Source organism: Streptomyces sp. NPDC085937 (genome assembly GCF_044540535.1).
Classification (GTDB): domain Bacteria; phylum Actinomycetota; class Actinomycetes; order Streptomycetales; family Streptomycetaceae; genus Streptomyces.
Genome location: NZ_JBITSH010000005.1, coordinates 294,575 through 314,830 on the forward strand (window position 1 = coordinate 294,575; position 20,256 = coordinate 314,830).

The 20,256-nt window shown below is 72.7% G+C and carries 20 protein-coding genes; 12 read left to right on the forward strand and 8 right to left on the reverse strand.

The window, feature by feature from the left end; all coding sequences use genetic code 11:
- Positions 1-268 precede the first annotated feature (268 nt).
- A complete protein-coding gene (locus ACIF8S_RS14035; protein ID WP_399999343.1) occupies positions 269-910 on the forward strand; it encodes a TetR/AcrR family transcriptional regulator in 642 nt (213 codons plus the stop codon).
- Between the two features lie 161 nt (positions 911-1,071).
- Complete coding sequence (locus ACIF8S_RS14040; protein ID WP_399999344.1) at positions 1,072-2,628, forward strand: MFS transporter; 1,557 nt, start codon at positions 1,072-1,074, stop codon at positions 2,626-2,628.
- A gap of 96 nt (positions 2,629-2,724) precedes the next feature.
- On the opposite strand, the gene ACIF8S_RS14045 is transcribed toward ACIF8S_RS14040, so the two are convergent.
- Entirely contained in the window at positions 2,725-3,243 is a 519-nt protein-coding gene (locus ACIF8S_RS14045; RefSeq protein ID WP_349798617.1) for a MarR family transcriptional regulator, read from the reverse strand.
- A gap of 181 nt (positions 3,244-3,424) precedes the next feature.
- On the opposite strand from ACIF8S_RS14045, the gene ACIF8S_RS14050 reads away from it, so the two are divergent.
- Entirely contained in the window at positions 3,425-4,186 is a 762-nt protein-coding gene (locus ACIF8S_RS14050) for a dioxygenase (RefSeq protein WP_399999461.1), read from the forward strand.
- 49 nt (positions 4,187-4,235) lie between these two features.
- Here the strand turns inward: ACIF8S_RS14050 and ACIF8S_RS14055 are convergent, their stop codons facing one another.
- Positions 4,236-4,754 (reverse strand): GNAT family N-acetyltransferase, encoded by a 519-nt coding sequence (locus ACIF8S_RS14055; protein WP_399999347.1) that lies wholly within the window; start codon positions 4,752-4,754, stop codon positions 4,236-4,238.
- Between the two features lie 194 nt (positions 4,755-4,948).
- Here ACIF8S_RS14055 and ACIF8S_RS14060 point away from each other — a divergent pair, with 194 nt between their 5' ends.
- Together ACIF8S_RS14060 and ACIF8S_RS14065 are read left to right on the forward strand one after the other, a co-directional pair.
- Complete coding sequence (locus ACIF8S_RS14060; protein WP_145826856.1) at positions 4,949-5,947, forward strand: RNA polymerase sigma factor RpoD/SigA; 999 nt, start codon at positions 4,949-4,951, stop codon at positions 5,945-5,947.
- A gap of 480 nt (positions 5,948-6,427) precedes the next feature.
- Positions 6,428-7,156, forward strand: coding sequence for a TetR/AcrR family transcriptional regulator (locus tag ACIF8S_RS14065; RefSeq protein ID WP_399999349.1), 729 nt, complete (start codon positions 6,428-6,430; stop codon positions 7,154-7,156).
- 64 nt (positions 7,157-7,220) lie between these two features.
- Here the strand turns inward: ACIF8S_RS14065 and ACIF8S_RS14070 are convergent, their stop codons facing one another.
- Positions 7,221-8,192 (reverse strand): helix-turn-helix transcriptional regulator, encoded by a 972-nt coding sequence (locus ACIF8S_RS14070; protein ID WP_399999350.1) that lies wholly within the window; start codon positions 8,190-8,192, stop codon positions 7,221-7,223.
- Positions 8,193-8,255: 63 nt separating this feature from the next.
- Between ACIF8S_RS14070 and ACIF8S_RS14075 the strand changes: the two genes are divergently transcribed.
- The 5 genes from ACIF8S_RS14075 to ACIF8S_RS14095 all read left to right on the forward strand — a co-directional run bounded on the left by ACIF8S_RS14075 (position 8,256) and on the right by ACIF8S_RS14095 (position 14,467).
- Positions 8,256-9,803 (forward strand): MFS transporter, encoded by a 1,548-nt coding sequence (locus ACIF8S_RS14075; protein ID WP_399999351.1) that lies wholly within the window; start codon positions 8,256-8,258, stop codon positions 9,801-9,803.
- Between the two features lie 365 nt (positions 9,804-10,168).
- Positions 10,169-10,930, forward strand: coding sequence for a DeoR/GlpR family DNA-binding transcription regulator (locus tag ACIF8S_RS14080; protein ID WP_356793796.1), 762 nt, complete (start codon positions 10,169-10,171; stop codon positions 10,928-10,930).
- Positions 10,927-11,868 (forward strand): 1-phosphofructokinase, encoded by a 942-nt coding sequence (gene pfkB / locus ACIF8S_RS14085; protein WP_399999353.1) that lies wholly within the window; start codon positions 10,927-10,929, stop codon positions 11,866-11,868. Before ACIF8S_RS14080 ends, pfkB begins: the two co-directional genes overlap by 4 nt.
- A gap of 123 nt (positions 11,869-11,991) precedes the next feature.
- Positions 11,992-14,046, forward strand: coding sequence for a fructose-specific PTS transporter subunit EIIC (locus ACIF8S_RS14090; protein WP_399999354.1), 2,055 nt, complete (start codon positions 11,992-11,994; stop codon positions 14,044-14,046).
- Between the two features lie 109 nt (positions 14,047-14,155).
- Positions 14,156-14,467, forward strand: a complete 312-nt coding sequence (locus ACIF8S_RS14095; protein ID WP_215213676.1) for a hypothetical protein — start codon at positions 14,156-14,158, stop codon at positions 14,465-14,467.
- An 81-nt stretch (positions 14,468-14,548) separates the two neighbouring features.
- Here the strand turns inward: ACIF8S_RS14095 and ACIF8S_RS14100 are convergent, their stop codons facing one another.
- Both ACIF8S_RS14100 and ACIF8S_RS14105 read right to left on the reverse strand, forming a co-directional pair.
- Positions 14,549-15,295: a DUF6227 family protein gene (locus ACIF8S_RS14100; RefSeq protein ID WP_399999355.1), complete on the reverse strand. Its 747-nt coding sequence runs from the start codon at positions 15,293-15,295 to the stop codon at positions 14,549-14,551.
- A 271-nt stretch (positions 15,296-15,566) separates the two neighbouring features.
- Complete coding sequence (locus ACIF8S_RS14105) at positions 15,567-16,595, reverse strand: P1 family peptidase (protein ID WP_399999356.1); 1,029 nt, start codon at positions 16,593-16,595, stop codon at positions 15,567-15,569.
- A 43-nt stretch (positions 16,596-16,638) separates the two neighbouring features.
- Between ACIF8S_RS14105 and ACIF8S_RS14110 the strand changes: the two genes are divergently transcribed.
- Both ACIF8S_RS14110 and ACIF8S_RS14115 read left to right on the forward strand, forming a co-directional pair.
- The gene (locus ACIF8S_RS14110; RefSeq protein ID WP_399999358.1) at positions 16,639-16,815 is read left to right on the forward strand and encodes a hypothetical protein; all 177 of its coding nucleotides are present in this window, start codon (positions 16,639-16,641) and stop codon (positions 16,813-16,815) included.
- Positions 16,816-17,242: 427 nt separating this feature from the next.
- Positions 17,243-17,740 carry a peptidoglycan-binding domain-containing protein gene (locus ACIF8S_RS14115; protein WP_399999359.1) on the forward strand — a complete coding sequence of 166 codons (498 nt, stop codon included), beginning with the start codon at positions 17,243-17,245 and terminating at the stop codon, positions 17,738-17,740.
- A 101-nt stretch (positions 17,741-17,841) separates the two neighbouring features.
- On the opposite strand, the gene mscL is transcribed toward ACIF8S_RS14115, so the two are convergent.
- The 3 genes from mscL to ACIF8S_RS14130 all read right to left on the reverse strand — a co-directional run bounded on the left by mscL (position 17,842) and on the right by ACIF8S_RS14130 (position 20,157).
- The gene (gene mscL / locus ACIF8S_RS14120) at positions 17,842-18,357 is read right to left on the reverse strand and encodes a large conductance mechanosensitive channel protein MscL (RefSeq protein ID WP_399999361.1); all 516 of its coding nucleotides are present in this window, start codon (positions 18,355-18,357) and stop codon (positions 17,842-17,844) included.
- A gap of 111 nt (positions 18,358-18,468) precedes the next feature.
- Complete coding sequence (locus ACIF8S_RS14125; protein WP_399999462.1) at positions 18,469-18,972, reverse strand: hypothetical protein; 504 nt, start codon at positions 18,970-18,972, stop codon at positions 18,469-18,471.
- Positions 18,973-19,314: 342 nt separating this feature from the next.
- A complete protein-coding gene (locus tag ACIF8S_RS14130; protein ID WP_399999362.1) occupies positions 19,315-20,157 on the reverse strand; it encodes an S-methyl-5'-thioadenosine phosphorylase in 843 nt (280 codons plus the stop codon).
- Positions 20,158-20,256 lie beyond the last annotated feature (99 nt).

A 20,256-nucleotide genomic window follows, 5' to 3' on the forward strand; every position in this document is an offset into this window, starting at 1 on the left:
GGGGGTGCGCTCGCTGGGAGGTCCGATCGTGGGCTCACCGTCCGCGATGTTGTGACGTGGGTCACATGAGAAAAGTCTCGTGCGGGAAATAACCGGGGATCCCTTCCCCGTTTACGCCTGTGTCCGCACGAACCGGGGACGCACTCCCCGGATCCGGCAGGACACAGCGAGACACAGCGAGACACAGCAGAACCGCTGACAGCACAGCAGCACAGCAGACAGCAGGCCCAGAACAGCCTGCGCACAGAGTCAACCCGAGGAGTGCACCGTGCAGACCGCGACCCCCCTGACGCGGAAGGCGTCCCGGCCGCGCGCCGACGCCCTGCGCAACCGGGAGCGGATCGTCACCGCCGCCCGGGAGATGTTCGTCGAGTTCGGCCCCGAGGTGCCGTTCGACGAGATCGCCCGCCGGGCCGGCGTCGGCAACGCCACGGTGTACCGCAACTTCCCCGACCGCGCCTCGCTCGTGCGCGAGGTCGTCTGCTCCGTCATGGACCGTACGGTCCGCGCGGCCGAGCAGGCGCTCAGCGAGACCGGGGATGCCTTCGAGGCGCTGGAGCGCTTCGCGCACGCGGCCGCCGACGAGCGGATCAGCGCGCTCTGCCCGATGATCTCCAGCACCTTCGACCAGAGCCACCCCGACCTGGAGGATGCGCGCCGGCGCGTCGAGAGCCTCGCCGTTCAGCTGATGGACCGTGCCCGGGCGGCCGGCCAGCTGCGGGACGACGTGGAGTACGGCGATCTGCTGGTGGGCGTCGCGCAGCTGAGCCGGCCCCCGGCCGGCACCGGCTGTGGGAGCGCCGACCGCTTCGTCCACCGCCATCTCCAGCTGTTCCTGGACGGCATGCGGGCGCCCGCCCGGTCCGTCCTGCCGGGTTCGGCCGTGACCGTGGAGGACTTGCGCCGCTGAGCGACCCCTGACACCACCACCGCACACCTTTCAGGCCGCCCGTCCTGATCACGGGCCATGACGCCGTCGGCCGTCGACGAGGACGCGCCGTTGTCTCAGCACGCCCGATTTTTCGTTATACACGATCGAATTCCGTCACAAGTACCGAAGTGGGTACCCCCATGTCTGAAACAGTCTCCCCGGCCGGAAAGGCCCCGAGCCGCCCCGGTGCAGGCGGTCCGGACGCCAACCGCTGGAAAGCGCTCGCCTTCATCGCGATCGCCCAGCTGATGGTCGTTCTGGACGCCACCATCGTGAACATCGCCCTGCCCTCCGCACAGCAGGACCTGGGCATCTCGGACGGCAACCGCCAGTGGGTCGTCACCGCCTACGCGTTGGCCTTCGGTGGTCTGCTGCTGTTCGGCGGCCGCATAGCCGACCTGTGGGGGCGCAAGCGGGCCTTCGTGGTCGGCCTGGGCGGCTTCGCGCTGGCGTCCGCGCTCGGCGGCGCCGCGACCAACGAGGCCATGATGTTCGGCGCCCGCGCGTTGCAGGGCGCGTTCGGCGCGCTGCTCGCGCCCGCCGCGCTGTCGCTGCTGGCGGTGATGTTCACCGACGGCAAGGAGCGGGCCAAGGCGTTCGGCATCTACGGCGCGATCGCCGGTGGCGGTGGTGCCGTGGGCCTGATCCTCGGCGGCTTCCTCACCGAGTACCTGAACTGGCGCTGGACGTTCTTCGTGAACATCCCCTTCGCCGTGATCGCCGCGGCCGGCGCGTACTTCGTCATCCGTGAGCCCGCGGGCGGCCGTAACCGCTCCCCGCTCGACGTCCCCGGCGTGATCCTGTCCACCCTGGGCCTGGTCGCCCTGGTCTACGGCTTCACCCGCGCCGAGTCGGCGGGCTGGAGCGACACCCTGACGATCGCCATGTTCGTCGCCTCGGCCGTGCTGCTCGTGTCGTTCGTGGCCGTCGAGGCGCTGGTCAAGGCGCCGCTGCTGCCGCTGCGTGTGGTCACCGAGCGCAACCGCGGAGGTGTCTACCTCTCGCTGGGCCTGGCGATCATCGCGATGTTCGGCCTGTTCCTCTTCCTCACCTACTACCTGCAGGTCGTGAAGGGGTACTCGCCGGTCAAGACCGGCTTCGCCTTCCTGCCGATGATCGCGGGCATGATCACGGGCTCCACGCAGATCGGCGCCCGCCTGATGACCCGGGTCGCCCCCCGTCTGCTGATGGGTCCGGGCTTCCTGGTCGCCGCGCTCGGCATGCTGCTGCTGACCCAGCTGGAGATCGGCACCTCGTACGCGGCGGTGCTGCTGCCGGGCATGCTGCTGCTCGGCCTCGGTATGGGTACGGCGTTCATGCCGGCCATGTCGCTGGCCACCATGGGCGTCGAGCCGCGTGACTCCGGTGTCGCCTCCGCGATGGTCAACACCTCGCAGCAGGTGGGCGGCGCGATCGGTACGGCCCTGCTGAACACGATCGCCGCCTCGGCCACCACGGCCTACGTCGCCGACCACATCGGCGGTGCCACGAGCCGGTCCCAGCAGCAGCTGGTCCAGCTCCAGGGCCAGGTGCAGGGCTACACCAGCGCCATCTGGTTCGCCGTCGGAATCCTGGCGGCGGCCGCGGCCATCGCCCTGACCCTGATCAACGCGGGCCGTCCGGGCGGCACGGCGGTCGCCGGATCCTCCGACGCCTCCGTCGAGGACGAGGTGGCCGTGCCGGTCGCCATGCACTGACGGACCGCCTGCCCACCTCCCGTAACCACCCGTACGGGAGAGGAAGGGGACGCCTCCTCCGTACGGCTCCCCGGACCTGCCCCGGCTCCCGCGGCGTCAGCGGAGCCAGGGCAGGTCCGCACCCGCTTCGCTCGGCTGAAGTCCCTCGGCGACGATCCCCATGATCTCGCCGAGGGACTTCTGCTGTTCCGGGGTGAGCCGGTCGAAGACCGCCTGCCGTACGGCGTCGACGTGGCCGGGCGCGTGCCGGCGCAGCACCTCCGTGCCCTCGTCGGTCAGCACGGCGAACTGGCCGCGCTTGTCGGAGGGGCAGTCCTCGCGGCGCACCCAGCCGTTCTTCTCCAGGCGGGCCACGGCGTGCGACAGCCGGGAGCGGGTGATCTTTGCGTCCTTCGCCAGCTCCGTCATCCGCAGCCGCCGGCGGGGTGCCTCGGCGAGCTTGACCAGCAGGCCGTAGTAGACGTGCGGCATGCCCGCGTCCCGCTGGAGCTGACGGTCGAGGTGGTCCTCCAGAAGCGTGGTGGCGTCGACGTACGCGCGCCAGACGCGCTGTTCCTCGTCGGTGAGCCAGCGGGGCTCCCCGGCGGCTGCCGATGATGCGGGTGCCGTGTTCATGTACTCCACTGTAAGGGCGCTCTCCTTGAAGGTTAAACAAATGAGGCGTACAGTTTTCCGTAGAAGTTGAGACTTCAAGTAGGCAGCTGGACCGCACACGCACCGGAGACGGCGCGCACCGGACGCGCCGAGCGCAACGAAGGAAGGAGTCGCCGTCATGACCACCGCCACTCAGGAGCGCATGCCGGCGCTCTACCTCAGCCACGGCGCCCCGCCCCTGGCCGACGACCCGGTCTGGCCCGGCGAGCTCGCCGCCTGGTCGGCGGGCCTGCCCCGACCCAAGGCGATCCTCGTCGTCTCGGCGCACTGGGAGGAGGCCCCCCTCGCCCTCGGCGCCACCGGGACGGTCCCCCTCGTCTACGACTTCTGGGGCTTCCCGGAGCACTACTACCAGGTCACCTACGGCGCCCCCGGCGCCCCGGGGCTCGCCGCATCCGTGCGCAAGCTGCTGCGCGCCCCCGGCATGCCCGTCCAGGACGTCCCGGACCGGGGCCTGGACCACGGGGCCTACGTCCCGCTCGTCGAGACGTACCCCGACGCCGACATCCCCGTGCTCCAGGTCTCCATGCCGACCCTCGACCCCGTGAAGCTGATGGAGATCGGGCGCCGGCTCGCGCCGCTGCGCGACGAGGGCGTCCTGATCGTCGGCTCCGGGTTCTTCACCCACAACCTCGCCGCGTTGCGCCAGGGCGGCATCCCCGCCTGGTCGGCGGAGTTCGACGCCTGGGGCAGGGAGGCCCTCGCGGCCCGGGACGTGGACGCCCTGCTGGACTTCCTCCGCAAGTCCCCGGCGGGCCGGCTCGCCCACCCGCGCACCGAGCACTTCGCCCCGCTCTTCGTCACCATGGGCGCCGCGGACGCCGCCGGGGAGCTCGGGGAACAGAAGTCCGTGATCGACGGGTTCTGGATGGGGCTGGCCAAACGGTCCGTGCAGTTCGGCTGAGGCGCGACCCCGGCACGCGCCGTGACCCCGGCGACCGCGGCGTCCGGGGTCACAGCTCCTTCTCGTACCAGGCCACGTCCCACCAGCGGCCGAACTTGTGGCCCACCTCCCGGTAGGTGCCGACGTGCCGGAAGCCGAAGCGCTCGTGCAGACGCGTCGAGGCGGCGTTCGGCTGGGCGACGCCCGCGTAGGCGCGGTGCAGGCCCTCGCCGGCCAGGGCGTCGAAGAGTGCCTGGTAGAGCAGGCTGCCGATGCCGCGCCGGCCGGCGTCCGGGGTGACGTACACCGTCGTCTCCACGGAGGTCGCGTAGGCGGGCTTCGGTCGGAACGGGCTCGACGAGGCGTATCCCAGGACACGGCCGGTGTCCGCCGCCGTGGCAACCATCAGGCGGTGGGGGCCGTCTACAGGGTGGGAGAGCAGCCAGGGGCGTCGCTCCGCCGGAGTGAACGGAGTGATGTCGAACGTGACGGCCGTCTCACGTACGTAGTGGTTGTAGAGCTCGGTGAGGGCCCCGAGGTCTCCCTCGGTCCCCGGCCTGACCTGCACCTCCGCCTGATCGGACGGCATCGCACCTCCCCGCGTGGCCGGACAGGGTACTGCATGATCAGAAAAATCGGGGGGCGGGTTGGGAATTCTGTCCGGATTCCAGTCGTTGTTTCCTACGGATGCGGGCACCCGACCAGAGTCCGGAAGAGACCCTGAAGACCGTGCCGAGTGTCCGCAGGACCACCCGCTGACCTCACCATCGCAAGGGAGCACGCATGGCAACCCGTGCCGTCGCCCGTCGTCAGTCCGCCTCCGGCGAGACGGTCGACTCGGCAAGCAGTGTTCGCGCCCATGGCGGCGAGATCGCCGACCGCGACCTGGTCGGCATGTACCTCGACGAGATCGCGCGCACGCCCCTGCTCGACGCCGCCAAGGAAGTCGAGCTGTCCCAAATCATCGAAGCGGGTGTGTTCGCACGCCAGATCCTCGACGGCGTCGAGGAGAACAAGGCCGGAGCCACCCCCGAGGAGCTTCAGGCCCTGGTCGACGACAGCGAGCGGGCGAAGGACATCTTCATCCGCTCCAACCTCCGGCTGGTCGTCGCCGTCGCCCGCCGCTACCCGCGCAGCGGCCTGCCGCTGCTCGACCTGATCCAGGAGGGCAACGCCGGCCTGGTGCGCGCGGTGGAGAAGTTCGACTACCGCAAGGGCTTCAAGTTCTCCACGTACGCCACCTGGTGGATCCGTCAGGCCATCACCCGCTCGATAGCCGACCAGTCGCGCACCATCCGGCTGCCCGTCCACCTGGTGGAGGAGCTGGGCCGCATCCGGCGCGTGCAGCGCGAGTTCAACCGCGAGCACGGCCGTGACGCGGAGCCCGCGGAGATCGCCGCCGAGCTCGGCTCCACCCCGGAGCGCGTCACCGACGTCCTGGACTGGGCCCGCGACCCGGTGTCGCTGAACATGTCGGTGGACGACGAGGGCGAGACCCAGTTCGGCGACCTCCTGGAGGACACCTCCGCGGTGTCGCCGGAGCAGTCCGTGATGACGCTGCTGCGCAGCGAGGAACTGGACGACCTGATCGGCCGCCTCGACCAGCGCACGGCCTCCATCATCAAGATGCGCTACGGCATCGAGGACGGCCGGGAGCGCACCCTGACGGAGGTCGGCAAGGAACACGGCCTGACCCGCGAGCGCATCCGCCAGATCGAGAAGCACGCGCTGCTGGAGCTGAAGAAGCTGGCCCGCAGCACCGGGTTCGACGCGGCGGCGTGACGTGAGGTCCGCCGTCGCCCGGCGGGGCGGCCGGGTCCCGCGCAGTCGCGTGAGAGCCCGGGGCCGCGTGCGCCGGGTGGCGGAAGACCGCGCAAACATGGCCGTACCCCGCCGCTTCAACCCGCTGGGGCCAGGGAACAAGACTTCCGAACCCAGCAGTTCGGCCCACGGGGCCTGAAGCCCCGTGCGGACCCGTATGCCACGTCCCGACGCACAACCCCCCCCGGCGCCGGGACTTCCCAGGCCGGGTCCGGCGCCTGTCCCCCCGGGCGCCGGGCCCGGCTTTTTCCTGCCGTCCCCCGGGCGCGGGGCCCGGTTCTTTCCTGCCGTCCCCGGGGAGCGGGGCACGGTTTTCAGTGCCGTCCCTCGGGCGCGGGAACGGGCCTTTCCCGCCGTGCGCACAGCGGGCCACCCCGAACCTGAACCCCGGGGTGGCCCGCCAGATGGCAGATTGTGCCACATGGGCATAGCCTGCCGAACGTGAGCAGTGCCACCCCGACGCCCCCGTCACCGTTCCCCGAAGACCCCACGGCCGACGGCTCGTTGACCGAGCGGCGCAAGGCGCGGACCCGCACGCACATCGCCCGCACCGCGGCCGCCCTCTTCGTCCGGCAGGGCCTGCGGGCCACCCGCGCCGAGGACATCGCCCAGGCGGCCGGCGTCGCCCCGCGCACCTTCTACCGCTACTTCGCCACCAAGGAAGAGGCCATCGGCCCCCTCTACGCCACCGGCGCCCGGCGCTGGGTGGACGCCGTGCGCACCGCACCCGCCGGGACGCCGCTGCCCCAAGTCCTCGAGGACACCGCCCGGCACACCCTCACACCGGGCCTCGGCGTGGCGGAGGAGTCCTGGAACTGGGTACGCACCCTGATCCGGCTCGCCGCCGACCACCCCGCACTGGGCCGGGTGTGGGCGGAGGCCTGCCGGAGCGGCGAGCGGGACCTGGCCGAGGCGCTGGCGTGGCGGCTGACCGGCGACGCCGCCCTGCGGCAGGGCGACGCCGCCCCCCAACCGGGCGACGTCGCCGCCCGCAGCCGGCTGAACTTCGCCGCGGCCGTCGCGAGCGCGGCCGTCCGCACGGCCATGGAGAGCTGGGCGGCCGGCGAGGGCCCCGCCGACGGCCCCGAGGGCCCGGCGGAACTGGCGGCGGCCAACCTCGCCGCGCTACGGGACTTCCCCTGGGACGAGGCGGCGCCGACGAGCGGCTGAGCCTCGGCCGTTCGCTCGCCTCGGCCGTACCTCCGCCGTCCGCCGTACCTCCGTCGTCCGCCGTTCACCCGTCGTCGCCCGCCGCCCGCGTCAGCCGGTCGCCCAGCACGCGCACCGCCTCCACGAGTTCCGCCGGCTCCTGCACGGTGAAGTCGTACCCCAGCATGGCCAGCCGGACCGCCAACCAGTCCTTGGGATCACTCACCGTCGCCCGCAGCCGGCAACTCCCCTCGTCCAGCGGCTCGGGCGCGCCCATCCAGTGCGGCAGCCGCGCGGCCACCGTCGCCGCGGGCGCGGCGAAGGTGACGACGACGTCGTACGACCCCTGCGCCCGGTACATGGAGCGGCGCAGGTACTCCGCGGCGCTCCCCGTAGGCAGCTCCCTCGGCGTGAACCGGGCCCCGGTCGCGAAGGGGTCACTCACCCGGTCGACGCGGAAGGTGCGCCAGTCCTCGCGGTCGAGGTCGTACGCCACCAGGTACCAGCGCCGTCCCGTCGACACCAGCCGGTACGGCTCCGTCAGGCGCCGCGACCCGGTGCCGTCGGCCGCCCGGTACGCGAACCGCAGCCGTTCGTGCCCGGCCACCGTGGACGCCATGACGGTGAGCGTCTCCGGAGCGATGGTGGCCCCGTCACCGCTGGTCAGCGGGGTGGTCGCGGCCTGGAGCGTGCTGACGCGGTGGCGCAGCCTGCCCGGCAGCACCTGCTCCAGCTTCGCCAGCGCCCGCACCGACGCCTCGTCCACGCCCTCCAGCGCGTGCCCGGCGCCGGCCCGCAGCCCGACCGCGATGGCCACCGCCTCCTCGTCGTCCAGCACCAGCGGCGGCATCGCCTTCCCGGCGACGAGACGGTAACCGCCGTCCGAACCCATCGTCGCCTGCACGGGATAGCCGAGGTCCCGCAGTCGCTCGACGTCCCGCCGGACCGTGCGCCGGGAGACCCCGAGCCGGTCGGCGAGCTCGCCGCCGGGCCACTCGCGGGGCGTCTGGAGGAGGGACAGGAGCTGCAGCAGCCGAGCCGGGGTGTCCGTCGTCATGGGAACGAGGATGCCCCACCACTAGGACGCGATCTGACCTACTCGTCTCATACGTTGCGGGACATGCACTCCACCGACACCTCACAAGCGCCGGCGCCGCAGGCCGCCGAGGGCGACCGACGCCGCTGGTTCGCCCTGGCCATCGTGATGACCGCCGCGTTCATGGACCTCGTCGACGTCACCATCGTCAACATCGCCGTCCCCTCGATCCAGCGCGACGAGGGCGCCACCTTCAGCCAGATCCAGTGGATCACCGCCGGCTACGCGCTCGCCTTCGCCGCCGGACTGGTCACCGGCGGGCGGCTCGGCGACATCCACGGCCGCAAGCGGATCTTCCTCCTCGGCATCGGCGGCTTCACCCTCGCCTCGGCCCTGTGCGGCTTCGCGGTGAACCCCGAGATGCTCGTCGCCTCCCGCATCCTGCAAGGTGCCATGGCCGCGCTGATGGTGCCGCAGGTGCTCTCCATCGTCCACGCGACCTTCCCCGCGCACGAACGCGGCAAGGTCTTCGGCCTGTTCGGCGCGATCGTCGGCCTGGGCGCGGTGTCCGGACCGCTGCTCGGCGCGCTGCTCACCGAGTGGAACCTCTTCGGCCTGGAGTGGCGGCCCATCTTCCTGATCAACCTGCCGGTCGGCATCGCCGCCCTCGTCCTCGGCAGCCGCTTCATCACCGAGTCGAAGGCGCCGCGCGCCCTGAAACTCGACCTCGCGGGCGTCGCCCTGGTCACCCTGGCCCTGCTCATGCTGCTCTACCCGCTCACCCGCGGCCGTGAGCTGGGCTGGCCGGCGTGGGGGTACGTGTCGATGGCCGGCGCGGTCGTGGTGTTCGCGGCGCTGGTGGCGTACGAGCGGGCCAAGGGCGCCCGGGACGGCTCCCCGCTGATCGAGCTGTCGCTGTTCCGCGTGAAGAGCTTCGCGGCGGGCATCGCCGTGCAGACGGTGTTCGGCGTCGGCCTCGGCGTGTTCTTCCTGGTCTGGACGCTGTACATGCAGGTCGGCCTGGGCTGGAGCGCGCTGCGGGCCGGCCTGACCGGGGTGCCGTTCTCCGTCGCGGTGTCGGCGGCGGCCGGGATGTCGGTGCAGTTGCTGGTGCCGCGCTTCGGACGCAAGGTGCTCCAGGCGGGTGCCCTGGTGATGGCGGCCGGCGTGCTGATCTACCTGCTGGAGGCCGAGCGGTACGGCCTCGGCATCACCTCCTGGCAGATGGTGCTCCCGCTGGTCGTCATGGGTGCCGGCATGGGCCTGATCGTGGCGCCGCTGACGGACGCGGTGCTGTCCGAGGTGCCGCGCGAGCACGCCGGGTCGGCGTCCGGACTCATCAACACCGTGCAGCAGATGGGGCACGCGCTGGGCCTCGGCCTGGTGTCGGTGGTGTTCTTCGGCGTGATCGACCACCGGCTCACGGACCGGGCCGCGCCGGCCGAGGTGGGCCGGGCCTTCGTCGACGGCTTCACCCACGCGCTGGGCTGGGTGGCCGGAGTGCTCATCGTGATCTTCCTGCTGATGTACGCGCTGCCCAAGCGTCCGGCGCAGCACGTCGAGGGCGCCGGACCGGAGGGGACTCCGGTGACGGGGGAGACGCCGGAGAAGAAGGCGGAGCTGGTCCCCTGACGGGACGCACGCGAGGCATGGCAGGCATGGCAGGCCCGGAAGGCCCGGCACTCGGGGAGTGCCGGGCCTTCGGTGCGTCGGGCGGGTGGTGCGGGATGTGTGAGCGGCGCGGACCCGTGAGCGGCGCGGACCTGTGAGCGGCGCGGACCTGTGAGCGGTGTCCGGTCGGGACGAAAAGCAGACACAATCGGAAGCCCGGTCATGCCCGTATGCAGGCCTCGGGTGTTTACTTTACGGACATCCCGTCGTAGCCTCCCAGCGAAAGTCACACGTTCGGACACCGGTGGCGTCGTGGCGCCGACGGCGCCGGGGCACCGACGACGTCGGAGTCCGACGGCACGGACGGAACCGGGAGGCAGGCGGACATGTACGCACCGGAACGGCAGCAGGAGATCCTGCGCCTCGCCCGCGACAGCGGACGCGTGGACGTGGTCTCACTGGCCGAGGAGTTCCAGGTGACCGCCGAGACCATCCGCCGGGACCTCAAGACCCTGGACCGGGCCGGCCTCGTCCGCCGCGTCCACGGCGGCGCCATCCCCGCCGGGCGGCTCGACTTCGAACCCGACCTCGCCGAACGGGAGACCACCGCCGCCGACGAGAAGGACCGCATCGCCCGCGCCGCCCTCGCGGAGGTCCCCGCCGACGGCACGATGATCGTCGACGCCGGTTCCACCGCCGCACGCCTCACCGGCTCCCTCACCGCGGACCTCTCCCTCACCGTCGTCACCCACAGCCTGCCCATCGCCGCCCGCCTGGCCGACCACCCCGGCATCCAGCTGCACCTCGTCGGCGGGCGGGTACGGCACCGCACGCGCGCCGCCGTCGACGCCTGGGCCCTGCGCGCCTACGCCGAGATCCGCGCGGACGTGCTGTTCCTCGCCGCCAACGGCTTCTCCGCCGAGCACGGGCTCACCACCCCCGACCTCGCCGAGGCCGCCGTGAAACGCGCCGCGATGGCAGCCGCCCGACGGGTCGTGCTGCTCGCCGACTCCTCCAAGCACGGCCAGGAACACTTCGCCCGCTTCGGCGGCCTCGACGACGTCGACCTGCTGATCACCGACACCGGACTGAGCCCGCAGGACGCCGCCGCCATCGAGAACGCCGGCACGGAAGTGGTGCGCGCATGATCGTCACCGTCACCCCCAACCCGTCCCTGGACCGCACCTACGAGGTGCCGTCCCTGGACCGCGGCGAGGTCGTCCGCGCCACCGGCGAACGCGTCGACCCCGGCGGCAAGGGCGTCAACGTCTCACGCGCCGTGGCCGCCGCCGGCCGCCGCACCGTGGCCGTCCTGCCGCTCGGCGGCGCACCCGGCGCCCTGGTCGCCGACCTGCTCGACGCCCAGGGCATCCAGGTGGCCCCCGTCCCCGTCACCGGCGCCACCCGCTCCAACATCGCCCTCGCCGAGGCGGACGGTGTCCTCACGAAGATCAACGCTCCGGGCCCCGAACTCACCCCCGCCGAACAGGAACTCCTCCTCGACACCGTCCGCCGCCACGCCCCCGGCGCCGACTGGATCGTGTGCTGCGGCAGCCTCCCCCGCGGCCTCACCCCCTCCTGGTACGCCGAACTCGTCGCCCGGGTGCACGCCGCCGGCCCGCGCATCGCCCTCGACACCTCCGGCCCCGCGCTGCTCGCCGCCCTGCGCGAACACCCGGACGTCGTCAAACCCAACGCCGAGGAACTCGCCGAAGCCGTAGGACGCCCCCTCACCACCGTCGGCGACGCCCTGAAAGCCGCGGAGGACCTGCGCGAGACCGGCGCCCGCGCCGTCCTCGCCAGCCTCGGCGCCGACGGGCAGCTCCTCGTCGACGACGACGGCGCCTGGTACGGCACCGCCCCCGTGGACGCCGTCCGCAGCAACGTCGGCGCCGGCGACTCCTCGCTCGCCGGGTTCCTCGTCGCCGGCGGACGCGGCCCGACGGCGCTCGCCTCCGCCGTCGCCCACGGAGCGGCGGCCGTACGCCTGCCGGGCAGCGTCATGCCCTCCCCGGCCGACCTCGACCCGGCCGCCGTGACGGTCACCGCCGACGTGCCCGTCGACCGTCCCCTGACCGTCTGCTGACCGGAGCGGCGCCCTCATGACCCCTTCGGCCCCCGCCGACGTTCCCGAGCTCCCCCGTCCCCCTCTCGTCCCCACCCCCGCCCACCCCGCAGTACGGGCGATACGCGTGCGAAGGAGCCCGCGATGAGCGACACGATCACCGCGGACCTGGTCGACCTCGACCTGTCCGCCGACACCAAGGAAGCGGCGACACGCGCCCTCGCCGGGCGCATGGCGGCCCACGGCCGGGTGACCGACCTGGAGGGTTTCCTGGCCGACGTCGCCGTCCGCGAGGCCCAGATGCCCACCGGCCTCGACGGCGGCATCGGCATCCCGCACTGCCGCAGCGAACACGTCACCGAGCCCACCCTCGCCTTCGGCCGCAGCACCGCCGGGATCGACTTCGGCGCCGCCGACGGGCCCGCCGACCTGATCTTCCTCATCGCCGCCCCGGCCGGCGCGGACGACGCCCACCTCACGATCCTTTCCGCACTGGCCCGCCGCCTCATGAACACCGGGTTCACCGACGCCCTCCGCTCGGCCACCGACGCGGAGACCACGGCGGCGCTGATCCGGGGCGAGGAGACGGCGGCCGGCGCGGACCCCGCCGACCCTGCTGACTCCGCCGGCCCGGCCACCTCCGCCGACCCCGCTGGCCCCGCCACCTCCGCCGCGTCCGGTGAGGACCGCCCCTTCCGGATCGTGGCCGTCACCTCCTGCCCCACCGGTATCGCCCACACCTACATGGCGGCCGAGTCGCTGGAGAACGCCGGACACGAGGCGGGCGTCGAGGTCGTCGTCGAGACCCAGGGCTCCGCAGGCTTCACCCGGCTCGACCCGGCCGTGATCGACGCGGCGGACGCCGTGATCCTCGCCCACGACGTCCCCGTACGGGAGAAGGAACGCTTCGCCGGCAAGCCCACCGTCGACACCGGCGTCAAGGCGGCCATCAACCGGCCCGCCGCACTGATCACCGAAGTGAGAGCCAAGGCGGAACGCGGCGAGACCACCACCGCCGCCGCCCCGTCCGGCGGGACACCCGTCGAACGCACCGGCGCCAACGGCGAGGGCTACGGCACCAAGCTGCGCACCTGGCTGATGTCCGGCGTCAGCTACATGGTCCCGTTCGTCGCGGCGGGCGGTCTGCTGATCGCCCTCGGCTTCGCGATCGGCGGCTACGAGATCAACGAGGCGCCTTCGGTCATGGACCACTTCGTGTGGACCCAGGCCGACAGCTGGGGCGCGCTGCTCTTCCAGATCGGCGGCGTCGCCTTCGGCTTCCTGGTCCCCGTCCTCGCCGGTTACATCGCCTACGGCATGGCCGACCGCCCCGGCCTCGTACCCGGCTTCGTCGGCGGCGCCATCTCCCTCACCGTCAACGCCGGATTCCTCGGCGGTCTCGCGGCCGGTCTCATCGCCGGCGGCGTGGTGCTCGCCGTCCAGAGGGTGCGGATCCCGGCGGCACTGCGCGGCATCATGCCGGTGGTGGTGATCCCGCTGATCTCCTCGGCGGTCGTCGGCTTCCTGATGTTCGTCGTCATCGGCAAGCCCATCGCCGAGGCCCAGAAGGGCATGACCGACTGGCTGAACGGCCTGACCGGCACCAACGCCGTCCTGCTGGGCGCCCTCCTCGGCCTGATGATGTGCTTCGACCTCGGCGGACCCGTCAACAAGGTCGCCTACACCTTCGCCACCGCCGGCATCGCCGTCGCGAGCCCCAGCGACTCGGCGATGAAGGTCATGGCCGCCGTCATGGCGGCCGGCATGGTGCCGCCGCTGGCGATGGCCCTGGCCACCAGCGTGCGCGGGCGGCTGTTCAACCGCGCCGAGCGCGAGAACGGCAAGGCCGCCTGGGTCCTCGGTGCCTCCTTCATCTCCGAGGGAGCCATCCCGTTCGCCGCCGCCGACCCCCTGCGCGTGATCCCCGCCTCGATGGCCGGCGGCGCGGTCACCGGCGCCCTGTCGATGGCGTTCGGCGCCACCCTGCGCGCACCCCACGGCGGCATCTTCGTGGTGCCGCTGATCGGCAACCCGCTCCTCTACCTCGTCGCCATCGCCGCGGGCGTCTGCGTCACGACCGCCCTGGTGATCGTCCTCAAGGGACTCCGCCGCACGGCCCCCGTCGGCCCGGCGACGAGTGAGCAGGCCACGGCGGCACCGGCGCGCGGCAAGGAAGCGGTCGCCGCACAGCCGTTGTGACGATGCGTCCGTTTGGGGGTGTGTGGGCAGTTCATGCCTAGTGCGATATAGATCACGATCGTCACGGTCCGGGGTACAGGGCCCCGGACCGTGGTGTGTACTGGGGCGCATGGCTGAGCACGAGACCCTCTCGCGGACGACGGGTGCCACCGTCCTCGCCCTGGTGGCTGTGGCCTGCGCGGCAGGCATCGCCGACGCCCTGCGGCGGCGCGTACGGATCCGCAGGCGCACGCGGGACCACTTTGGGGCCGGGACCACCGCGGCCCACACCCATCACAGCGCCCACACCCATCACCATCACAACGCCCCCACCATCCCCCGCCAGCGGGCCGCCGGCCCCCGTGCGGAGACGGTACGACTCACGGAGGCGGAGCGCGACGCGTTCGCCGTCCTGGTGCGACGCCTCGCCGAAGGGGACTAACCCCTCCGCGGTTCTCGGCGCCCGTGACGCGTCACCCTCCGCGGACCTGGGCGTTCGGTGATTCCACGCCCCGCGCGGGAGTCAACGGGCCTGCGCGGCCCGGCGTTCCATCGCGCGGCGTGCCGCGTCCTCGCTGGCGTACACCTCGCACATGTGCCGCCCGTCCGGCGTCACCGTGTGCTCGACCTCCCACAGGGAGACCTCTCCACCGTCATCCAGCAGGAACGCGTGCTCGTAGAGCGAGAAGCACAACGCCGCGCGCCCGGCCCGGGACGGACGGCCGAAGGCCTGGGTGATGCGGTGCGCGCACGCCGTGGCCAGCAGCGCCGCCGTCTCGTCGTCCGGCCGGTCCGTGTTCTCCGCCCGGCGCAGTAAGCGGCGGGCGTGGTCCGGGGAATCGTCCGGCACGTACACATGCCGCAGCGCCGGGGCCGGGAACGCCGCCGCCGTCACCGGCAGTTCGAAATCCGGGGCCTCCGGCGGCAACGGCAGCCGCGCCGTCGCCGTACGCAGCTCCTCCTCGTCCACGTACACCTCGTGCTGCGGCTCGCTGCCCGGGGCCGTGTTGTGCACCAGCTCCCACAGCGTGAGCGCCGAACCGTCGGCCAGCAGCCACGTGTGCCGGTACGTCTCCCGGTGCAGCCCCGCGCTGTGATGCGCCGAATGCAGGGAACCGTCGTGCGCCAGGGCGCAGTCCAGTCGGCGGATCGTGTCGTCCGGCAGCTCGAAGGAGTTCAGGGCACGGCCCAGGAGGCGCGCGAGATGCTCCTCCGGTGATTCGGACGAGTCAGGTGGTTCGCACGCTGCCGTCTCGTACGGAACGCTCAAGGTTTCTCCCGGCGTTGCTGCATGTCACCTTGTGGGTGCATACCGTAGCCCCTCGGCCGGACATCATGTCCGGGAACCGAGAAAACGTATGCCCGGAGGACGAGCGGACCACACGAGAAGTTCCCGACACGGCCCGCCCGGACGTGAGTTGTTGCTGGTCAAACGGTACATCCGAGTGCGCTCGGGCGGAGAGGCAAGCCGTTGCGCGACGGGCTCTCGCACGCCGGGGGCCCCGCCCCCCTCCCTCCCCCTCCCCACCCCCCGTCCTCCCTCAACGCCCCCCGTACAGCTCCCCGTACGACGGCCACGCGCCGCCCGGGCCGTCCACCGGGTCGGCGGTGCGCACCGCGCGGACGATCGACCGGGTCACCAGGTCCGCGCCCGCCGCGAGGACCTCGTTCAGGGCGAGCGGGTCCGCGGCATCCAGCGCACGCGTGCCCGTGGCCAGGGTGAAGACGGTGTCGCCGTCGTTCAGCAGATGCACCGGTCGGACGGCCCGCGCGATGCCGTCGTGCGCGGTGCCCGCCAGTTTCTGCGCCTGCGCCCGGGTCAGGCCGGCGTCCGTGGCGACCACGGCCAGCGTGGTGTTCATCGGGGGAGGGGCGTTGCGCTCGGCCGTCTCCGCCAGCCGCCGCAGCGCCGCCTCGTGCACCTCCGGATCCGGCAGCCGACGCCGGCCCTCGAAGAACTCCCCGTACGGCACCCCCGTCTCCGGGTCCACCGCCGAACCCACCGCGTTGGCCACCACCAGGGCTGCCACCGTCACGCCCGACGGCAGCACCGTGCTCGCCGAACCGACCCCGCCCTTCACCTGGCCCAGCACGGCGCCCGTCCCCGCTCCCACACAGCCCTGCGGCACCGGGGCGCCGAGGTCGGTCGCGGCGGCCGCCTCGACCGCCTCGCGGCCGAGGGCGGCGTCCGGCCGGGCCCGGAAGTCACCGCCGCGGCCCAGGTCGAAGACGCAGGCCGCCGGTACCACCGGCACGACGTGCGTGGGCTCCGGCCCGACCCGCACCCCGCGGCCCCGCTCCTCCAGCCACGCCATCACCCCGGACGCTGCGTCCAGCCCGTAGGCGCTGCCCCCGGTGAGGACGACCGCCTCGACCCGCTGGACCAGGTTGCGCGGATCGAGTGCGTCGGTCTCCTTCGTCCCGGGGCCGCCGCCGCGCACGTCCACCGCGGCGACCGCCCCGCCCTCGGGCGCCAGCACCACCGTGGTCCCGGTGAGCCATCCGTCACCGGTCCGCGTCGCGTGTCCCACGCGCAGGCCGGCCACATCCGTCAGAGCGTCAGCGTTCATGCGGCCAAGCTTGCCCCGACGCACCCGGCCGTACCCTGGACACATGAGTACCGCCCCCGAGCCCCGGCCGCGCGAGCCCAAGCCCGCGATGGTCTTCGACGACCCGCTGGACCAGCAGTCCTCCGACGACACGGACCGCGGATGGGGCGAGCGCCCGTCCGGCGACAGCGCCGCCGACCTGAAGCGCTTCCTCGACGAGAAGCCGCCCCACCACATCTGACCGGGCGGACACCTTCGGCCTCGTGGCGAACCGCGAGGCCACGGCTCCCGACCGTGGTGACGGGCACCGTGCGTGCGGGCGGTGGCCGCCGCCTGACGACCGGACCGCGTGACTGGGCCGGAGTCCCCGCCGGAACCGGGTGGTCAGCACGGGGCTCATGGTGCCGAGCCCTGTCCGCTCCGATGACGTGACCGACCCGGTGCCACCGTGGTCCGTGCTCTCGCAGCCGCCTGGCACATACGGCTCGCGACACCGGCCCGAAGGGGGCACCCTCCCGTAGCGGTGCCGGTCTTCCGGGCCGTGCACGACCGACAAAGCCTCCTGCACGGACGACACGGTCCGCAGCCCGTCGCGAACTTAGTTTCATGGCCGAGCCAGGAACTGAGACGACGTCACCCAAGGGGAAGGTCGCATCGTGCAAGGAGTAATGACGGGACGCCGGACCCGGTTCGGCGTGCTGGGAGCCGCGGTGCTCTTCCTCGCCGCCGGCCTGACGGCCAGCCCGGTGATGACCGCGCCGGCCCACGCCGCCTACGGCCCGTGCGACACGGCGGTCAAGCGCACCGACGGCGTGGCCGTCAACAACTACTACCGGGTGCCCGCGCGCACCGGTAACGGCCTGAACTGCTACATGCAGTGGCAGACGGGCAGCGAGAACGCGGTGAAGGCGTTGCAGCGGGCCATTCTGCGCTGCTACGGAAGCACTCCCGCCGCCGAGCGCATCCGCTCCAGCGGAGGGGCGGACGGTACGTACGGTGACGGCACGGTGGCAGCCGTCCGGTGGCTCCAGGCCAACCGTCTCGGCGTGAGTGCCGACGGCGTCTACGGGCCGGCGACCCGCGCGGCGATGAAGTGGCCGGACTACTGGCGCGATCCCTCCGACGGGAGCGTCGAATTCATCGACTGCTACAACCCGCCCTTCTGACCGCCCGCCACGGCCGTCCGCCGCGGGGGACGGTTCGTCACGGCGGCCGGCTGTCGGCCGATGGCCGGCCGCCGGCCGGCCGGGCAAGGCCACGATGTCTGTCAGCGCCCGGGGTCGTCCTTCCGCAGGCCGCCGTCGCCCTGCGCGCGCTGGGCCACCAGGGCGTCGCGGATCTCCTTGAGCACCTCCAGCTCGGTGATCTCGACGACCTCGCGGGTGCCCTCCTTCGCCTTCCGCCGGGCCTCCACGCGGGCCAGGTACTTCGCCATGGGCAGCACCATCAGGAAGTAGACGACGGCCGCGGTGATCAGGAACTGCAGCGTCGCGCCGAGCACCGAGCCCCACAGGATCCGCACGCCGGTCGCCGCGTCGCCGGTGCCCTCGCAGGGGCCCTTCAGGCAGGACGTGTAGCTGTCGAGGTCCTGGGTGCCGAAGGCGCCCACCAGCGGGTTGATGATCCCTTCCACGACCGAGTTGACGATGTTGGTGAAGGCGGCACCGATGACGACCGCCACCGCCAGATCGACCACGTTGCCGCGCATCAGGAAGGCCTTGAAGCCTTGCAAGAGGCTCGTCTTCTCCTGGTCGCTCACTGGGGGGCCCCATTTCTTGTCCATACGCTGCGGAAGAAAGCGCTCCGCAACTTACGTGACGACCGCCGCGACCTGTCCAATCGTGTCGAAAGGCGGGACGGGACCCCACGCCCGGGCCGGTGTCCGTCATCCCCCTCACCACAGGGTCACCGCCAGCCGGGCCGTGGCGCTCGCGCCGGCCAGGTCCGCCGCCGTGCCGCGCGGCACCGACAGCACGACCAGGGCCCCGCTGTCGCCGTCGTCGTCCACCGGCTGCGGCACCTCGGTCACCTTGGCGCCGCGCGCCACCACCCGGGCCGCATCGCCGGACACGGTCTCCCCGGCCGAGATCACGTCCACCCGGTCGCCGGGGCGCAGCAACCGGACCGTGGCCGCGTCGGAGATCCGCACCGGCGCCGTGACCGTCGCGCCCGCGCGCGGGGGCCGTGCGGGGCGGTCGCCGTCGGACGCCACGGGCGCTCCGGCCGCCGGGGCACCCGGGGGATGGCCGCGGGACCGGTCGGTGTCCCGGGGGCCCGCCGCCACGAGGGCCGCCGCCGTCACCGCGAGCCCGACCGCCACCGCCCGCCTGCGGTGCCGCATCAGCCGGCCCGCGAGTGGCAGGGAGCCGCGCACCCGGACCGGGGCGAAGTGCGGCACCCCGCAGGGCGCCGGGACGTTCACGCCGGGTGGACGCGGGACGACGGGGGAGGGGGAGAAGGAGGGCGGAGAGAAGGAGGACGACGGGAAGGGCGAGGGGAAGGGCGAGGGGGAGCGACGGGACACGGGATCACCACCTGGGACGAGGACCGGCTTGCGACCCCCACGATGAAGCCCCCGGCGGAATCCCGCCGGTGGCTGTGGAAGCGTCCTGCCCTGTGGAAAACCGGGCCACCCGAACGAGGGTCTCCACCTACCCGCCCTCGCTGCCGCTACCGCTGCCTCTCCCGCTCCTGTTCCCTCTACAACCGTGCCCCGCCTACAACCGTGCCCAGCCTCGCCTCACGGCAGTTCGAAGCCCGGGTCCATCCCGCCCAGCGCCGACGCGCACAGGCAGTCCCGGTCCTCCGTCGCCGGCAGCGCGGCCACCGCGTCGAAGAGCACCCCGCGCAGCCGGTCCACGTTGGCCGCGAAGACCCGCAGCACCTCGTCGTGGGAGACGCCCTCACCCGTCTCGGCGCCGGCGTCGAGGTCGGTGACCAGCGTCATCGAGGTGTAGCAGAGCTCCAGTTCACGGGCGAGGGCCGCCTCGGGGTGACCCGTCATGCCCACCACGGACCAGCCCTGCGCCTGGTGCCACAGCGACTCGGCGCGGGTGGAGAAGCGCGGGCCCTCGACGACGACCAGCGTGCCGCCGTCCACCGCCTCCCAGTCCCGGCCGCGTGCCGCCTTCAGCGCGGACGCCCGCCCGGTGGGGCAGTAGGGGTCGGCCAGGGACACGTGGACCACGTTCGGCACCTTGCCGTCGGGCTGCGGCAGCCCGTCGAAGTAGGTGTTGGCGCGGGACTTCGTGCGGTCAACGAGCTGGTCCGGCACCAGCAGCGTGCCCGGGCCGTACTCGGGGCGCAGCCCGCCCACCGCGCACGGGCCGAGGACCTGGCGCACGCCGACCGAGCGGAGCGCCCACAGGTTGGCGCGGTAGTTGATCCGGTGCGGGGGCAGGTGGTGGCCGCGCCCGTGCCGGGGCAGGAAGGCGACCCGCCGGCCGGCCACCTCGCCGAGGAAGAGGGAGTCACTGGGCGCCCCGTAGGGGGTGTCGACCTGCACCTCGGTCACGTCGTCGAGGAAGGAGTAGAAGCCGGAGCCGCCGATCACACCGATGTCGGCCTTCGCCATGTTCGCCATGCCCCGACCCTAGCCGCACCGGAAACGCCGAGGACCCCGTCGTCGGGGGACGACAGGGTCCTGTAAGACATCAAGAGGCCGTGGGCCCGGGAGCGCGCC

Coding starts and splice junctions, on each gene's coding strand:
- ACIF8S_RS14040 (WP_399999344.1), top strand. CDS start 1,072: ATGTCTGAAACAGTCTCCCCGGCCGGAAAGGCCCCGAGCCGCCCCGGT.
- ACIF8S_RS14045 (WP_349798617.1), bottom strand. CDS start 3,243: ATGAACACGGCACCCGCATCATCGGCAGCCGCCGGGGAGCCCCGCTGG.
- ACIF8S_RS14050 (WP_399999461.1), top strand. CDS start 3,425: ATGCCGGCGCTCTACCTCAGCCACGGCGCCCCGCCCCTGGCCGACGAC.
- ACIF8S_RS14055 (WP_399999347.1), bottom strand. CDS start 4,754: ATGCCGTCCGATCAGGCGGAGGTGCAGGTCAGGCCGGGGACCGAGGGA.
- ACIF8S_RS14060 (WP_145826856.1), top strand. CDS start 4,949: ATGGCAACCCGTGCCGTCGCCCGTCGTCAGTCCGCCTCCGGCGAGACG.
- ACIF8S_RS14070 (WP_399999350.1), bottom strand. CDS start 8,192: ATGACGACGGACACCCCGGCTCGGCTGCTGCAGCTCCTGTCCCTCCTC.
- ACIF8S_RS14075 (WP_399999351.1), top strand. CDS start 8,256: ATGCACTCCACCGACACCTCACAAGCGCCGGCGCCGCAGGCCGCCGAG.
- ACIF8S_RS14080 (WP_356793796.1), top strand. CDS start 10,169: ATGTACGCACCGGAACGGCAGCAGGAGATCCTGCGCCTCGCCCGCGAC.
- pfkB (WP_399999353.1), top strand. CDS start 10,927: ATGATCGTCACCGTCACCCCCAACCCGTCCCTGGACCGCACCTACGAG.
- ACIF8S_RS14090 (WP_399999354.1), top strand. CDS start 11,992: ATGAGCGACACGATCACCGCGGACCTGGTCGACCTCGACCTGTCCGCC.
- ACIF8S_RS14095 (WP_215213676.1), top strand. CDS start 14,156: ATGGCTGAGCACGAGACCCTCTCGCGGACGACGGGTGCCACCGTCCTC.
- ACIF8S_RS14105 (WP_399999356.1), bottom strand. CDS start 16,595: ATGAACGCTGACGCTCTGACGGATGTGGCCGGCCTGCGCGTGGGACAC.
- ACIF8S_RS14110 (WP_399999358.1), top strand. CDS start 16,639: ATGAGTACCGCCCCCGAGCCCCGGCCGCGCGAGCCCAAGCCCGCGATG.
- ACIF8S_RS14115 (WP_399999359.1), top strand. CDS start 17,243: ATGACGGGACGCCGGACCCGGTTCGGCGTGCTGGGAGCCGCGGTGCTC.
- mscL (WP_399999361.1), bottom strand. CDS start 18,357: ATGGACAAGAAATGGGGCCCCCCAGTGAGCGACCAGGAGAAGACGAGC.
- ACIF8S_RS14130 (WP_399999362.1), bottom strand. CDS start 20,157: ATGGCGAACATGGCGAAGGCCGACATCGGTGTGATCGGCGGCTCCGGC.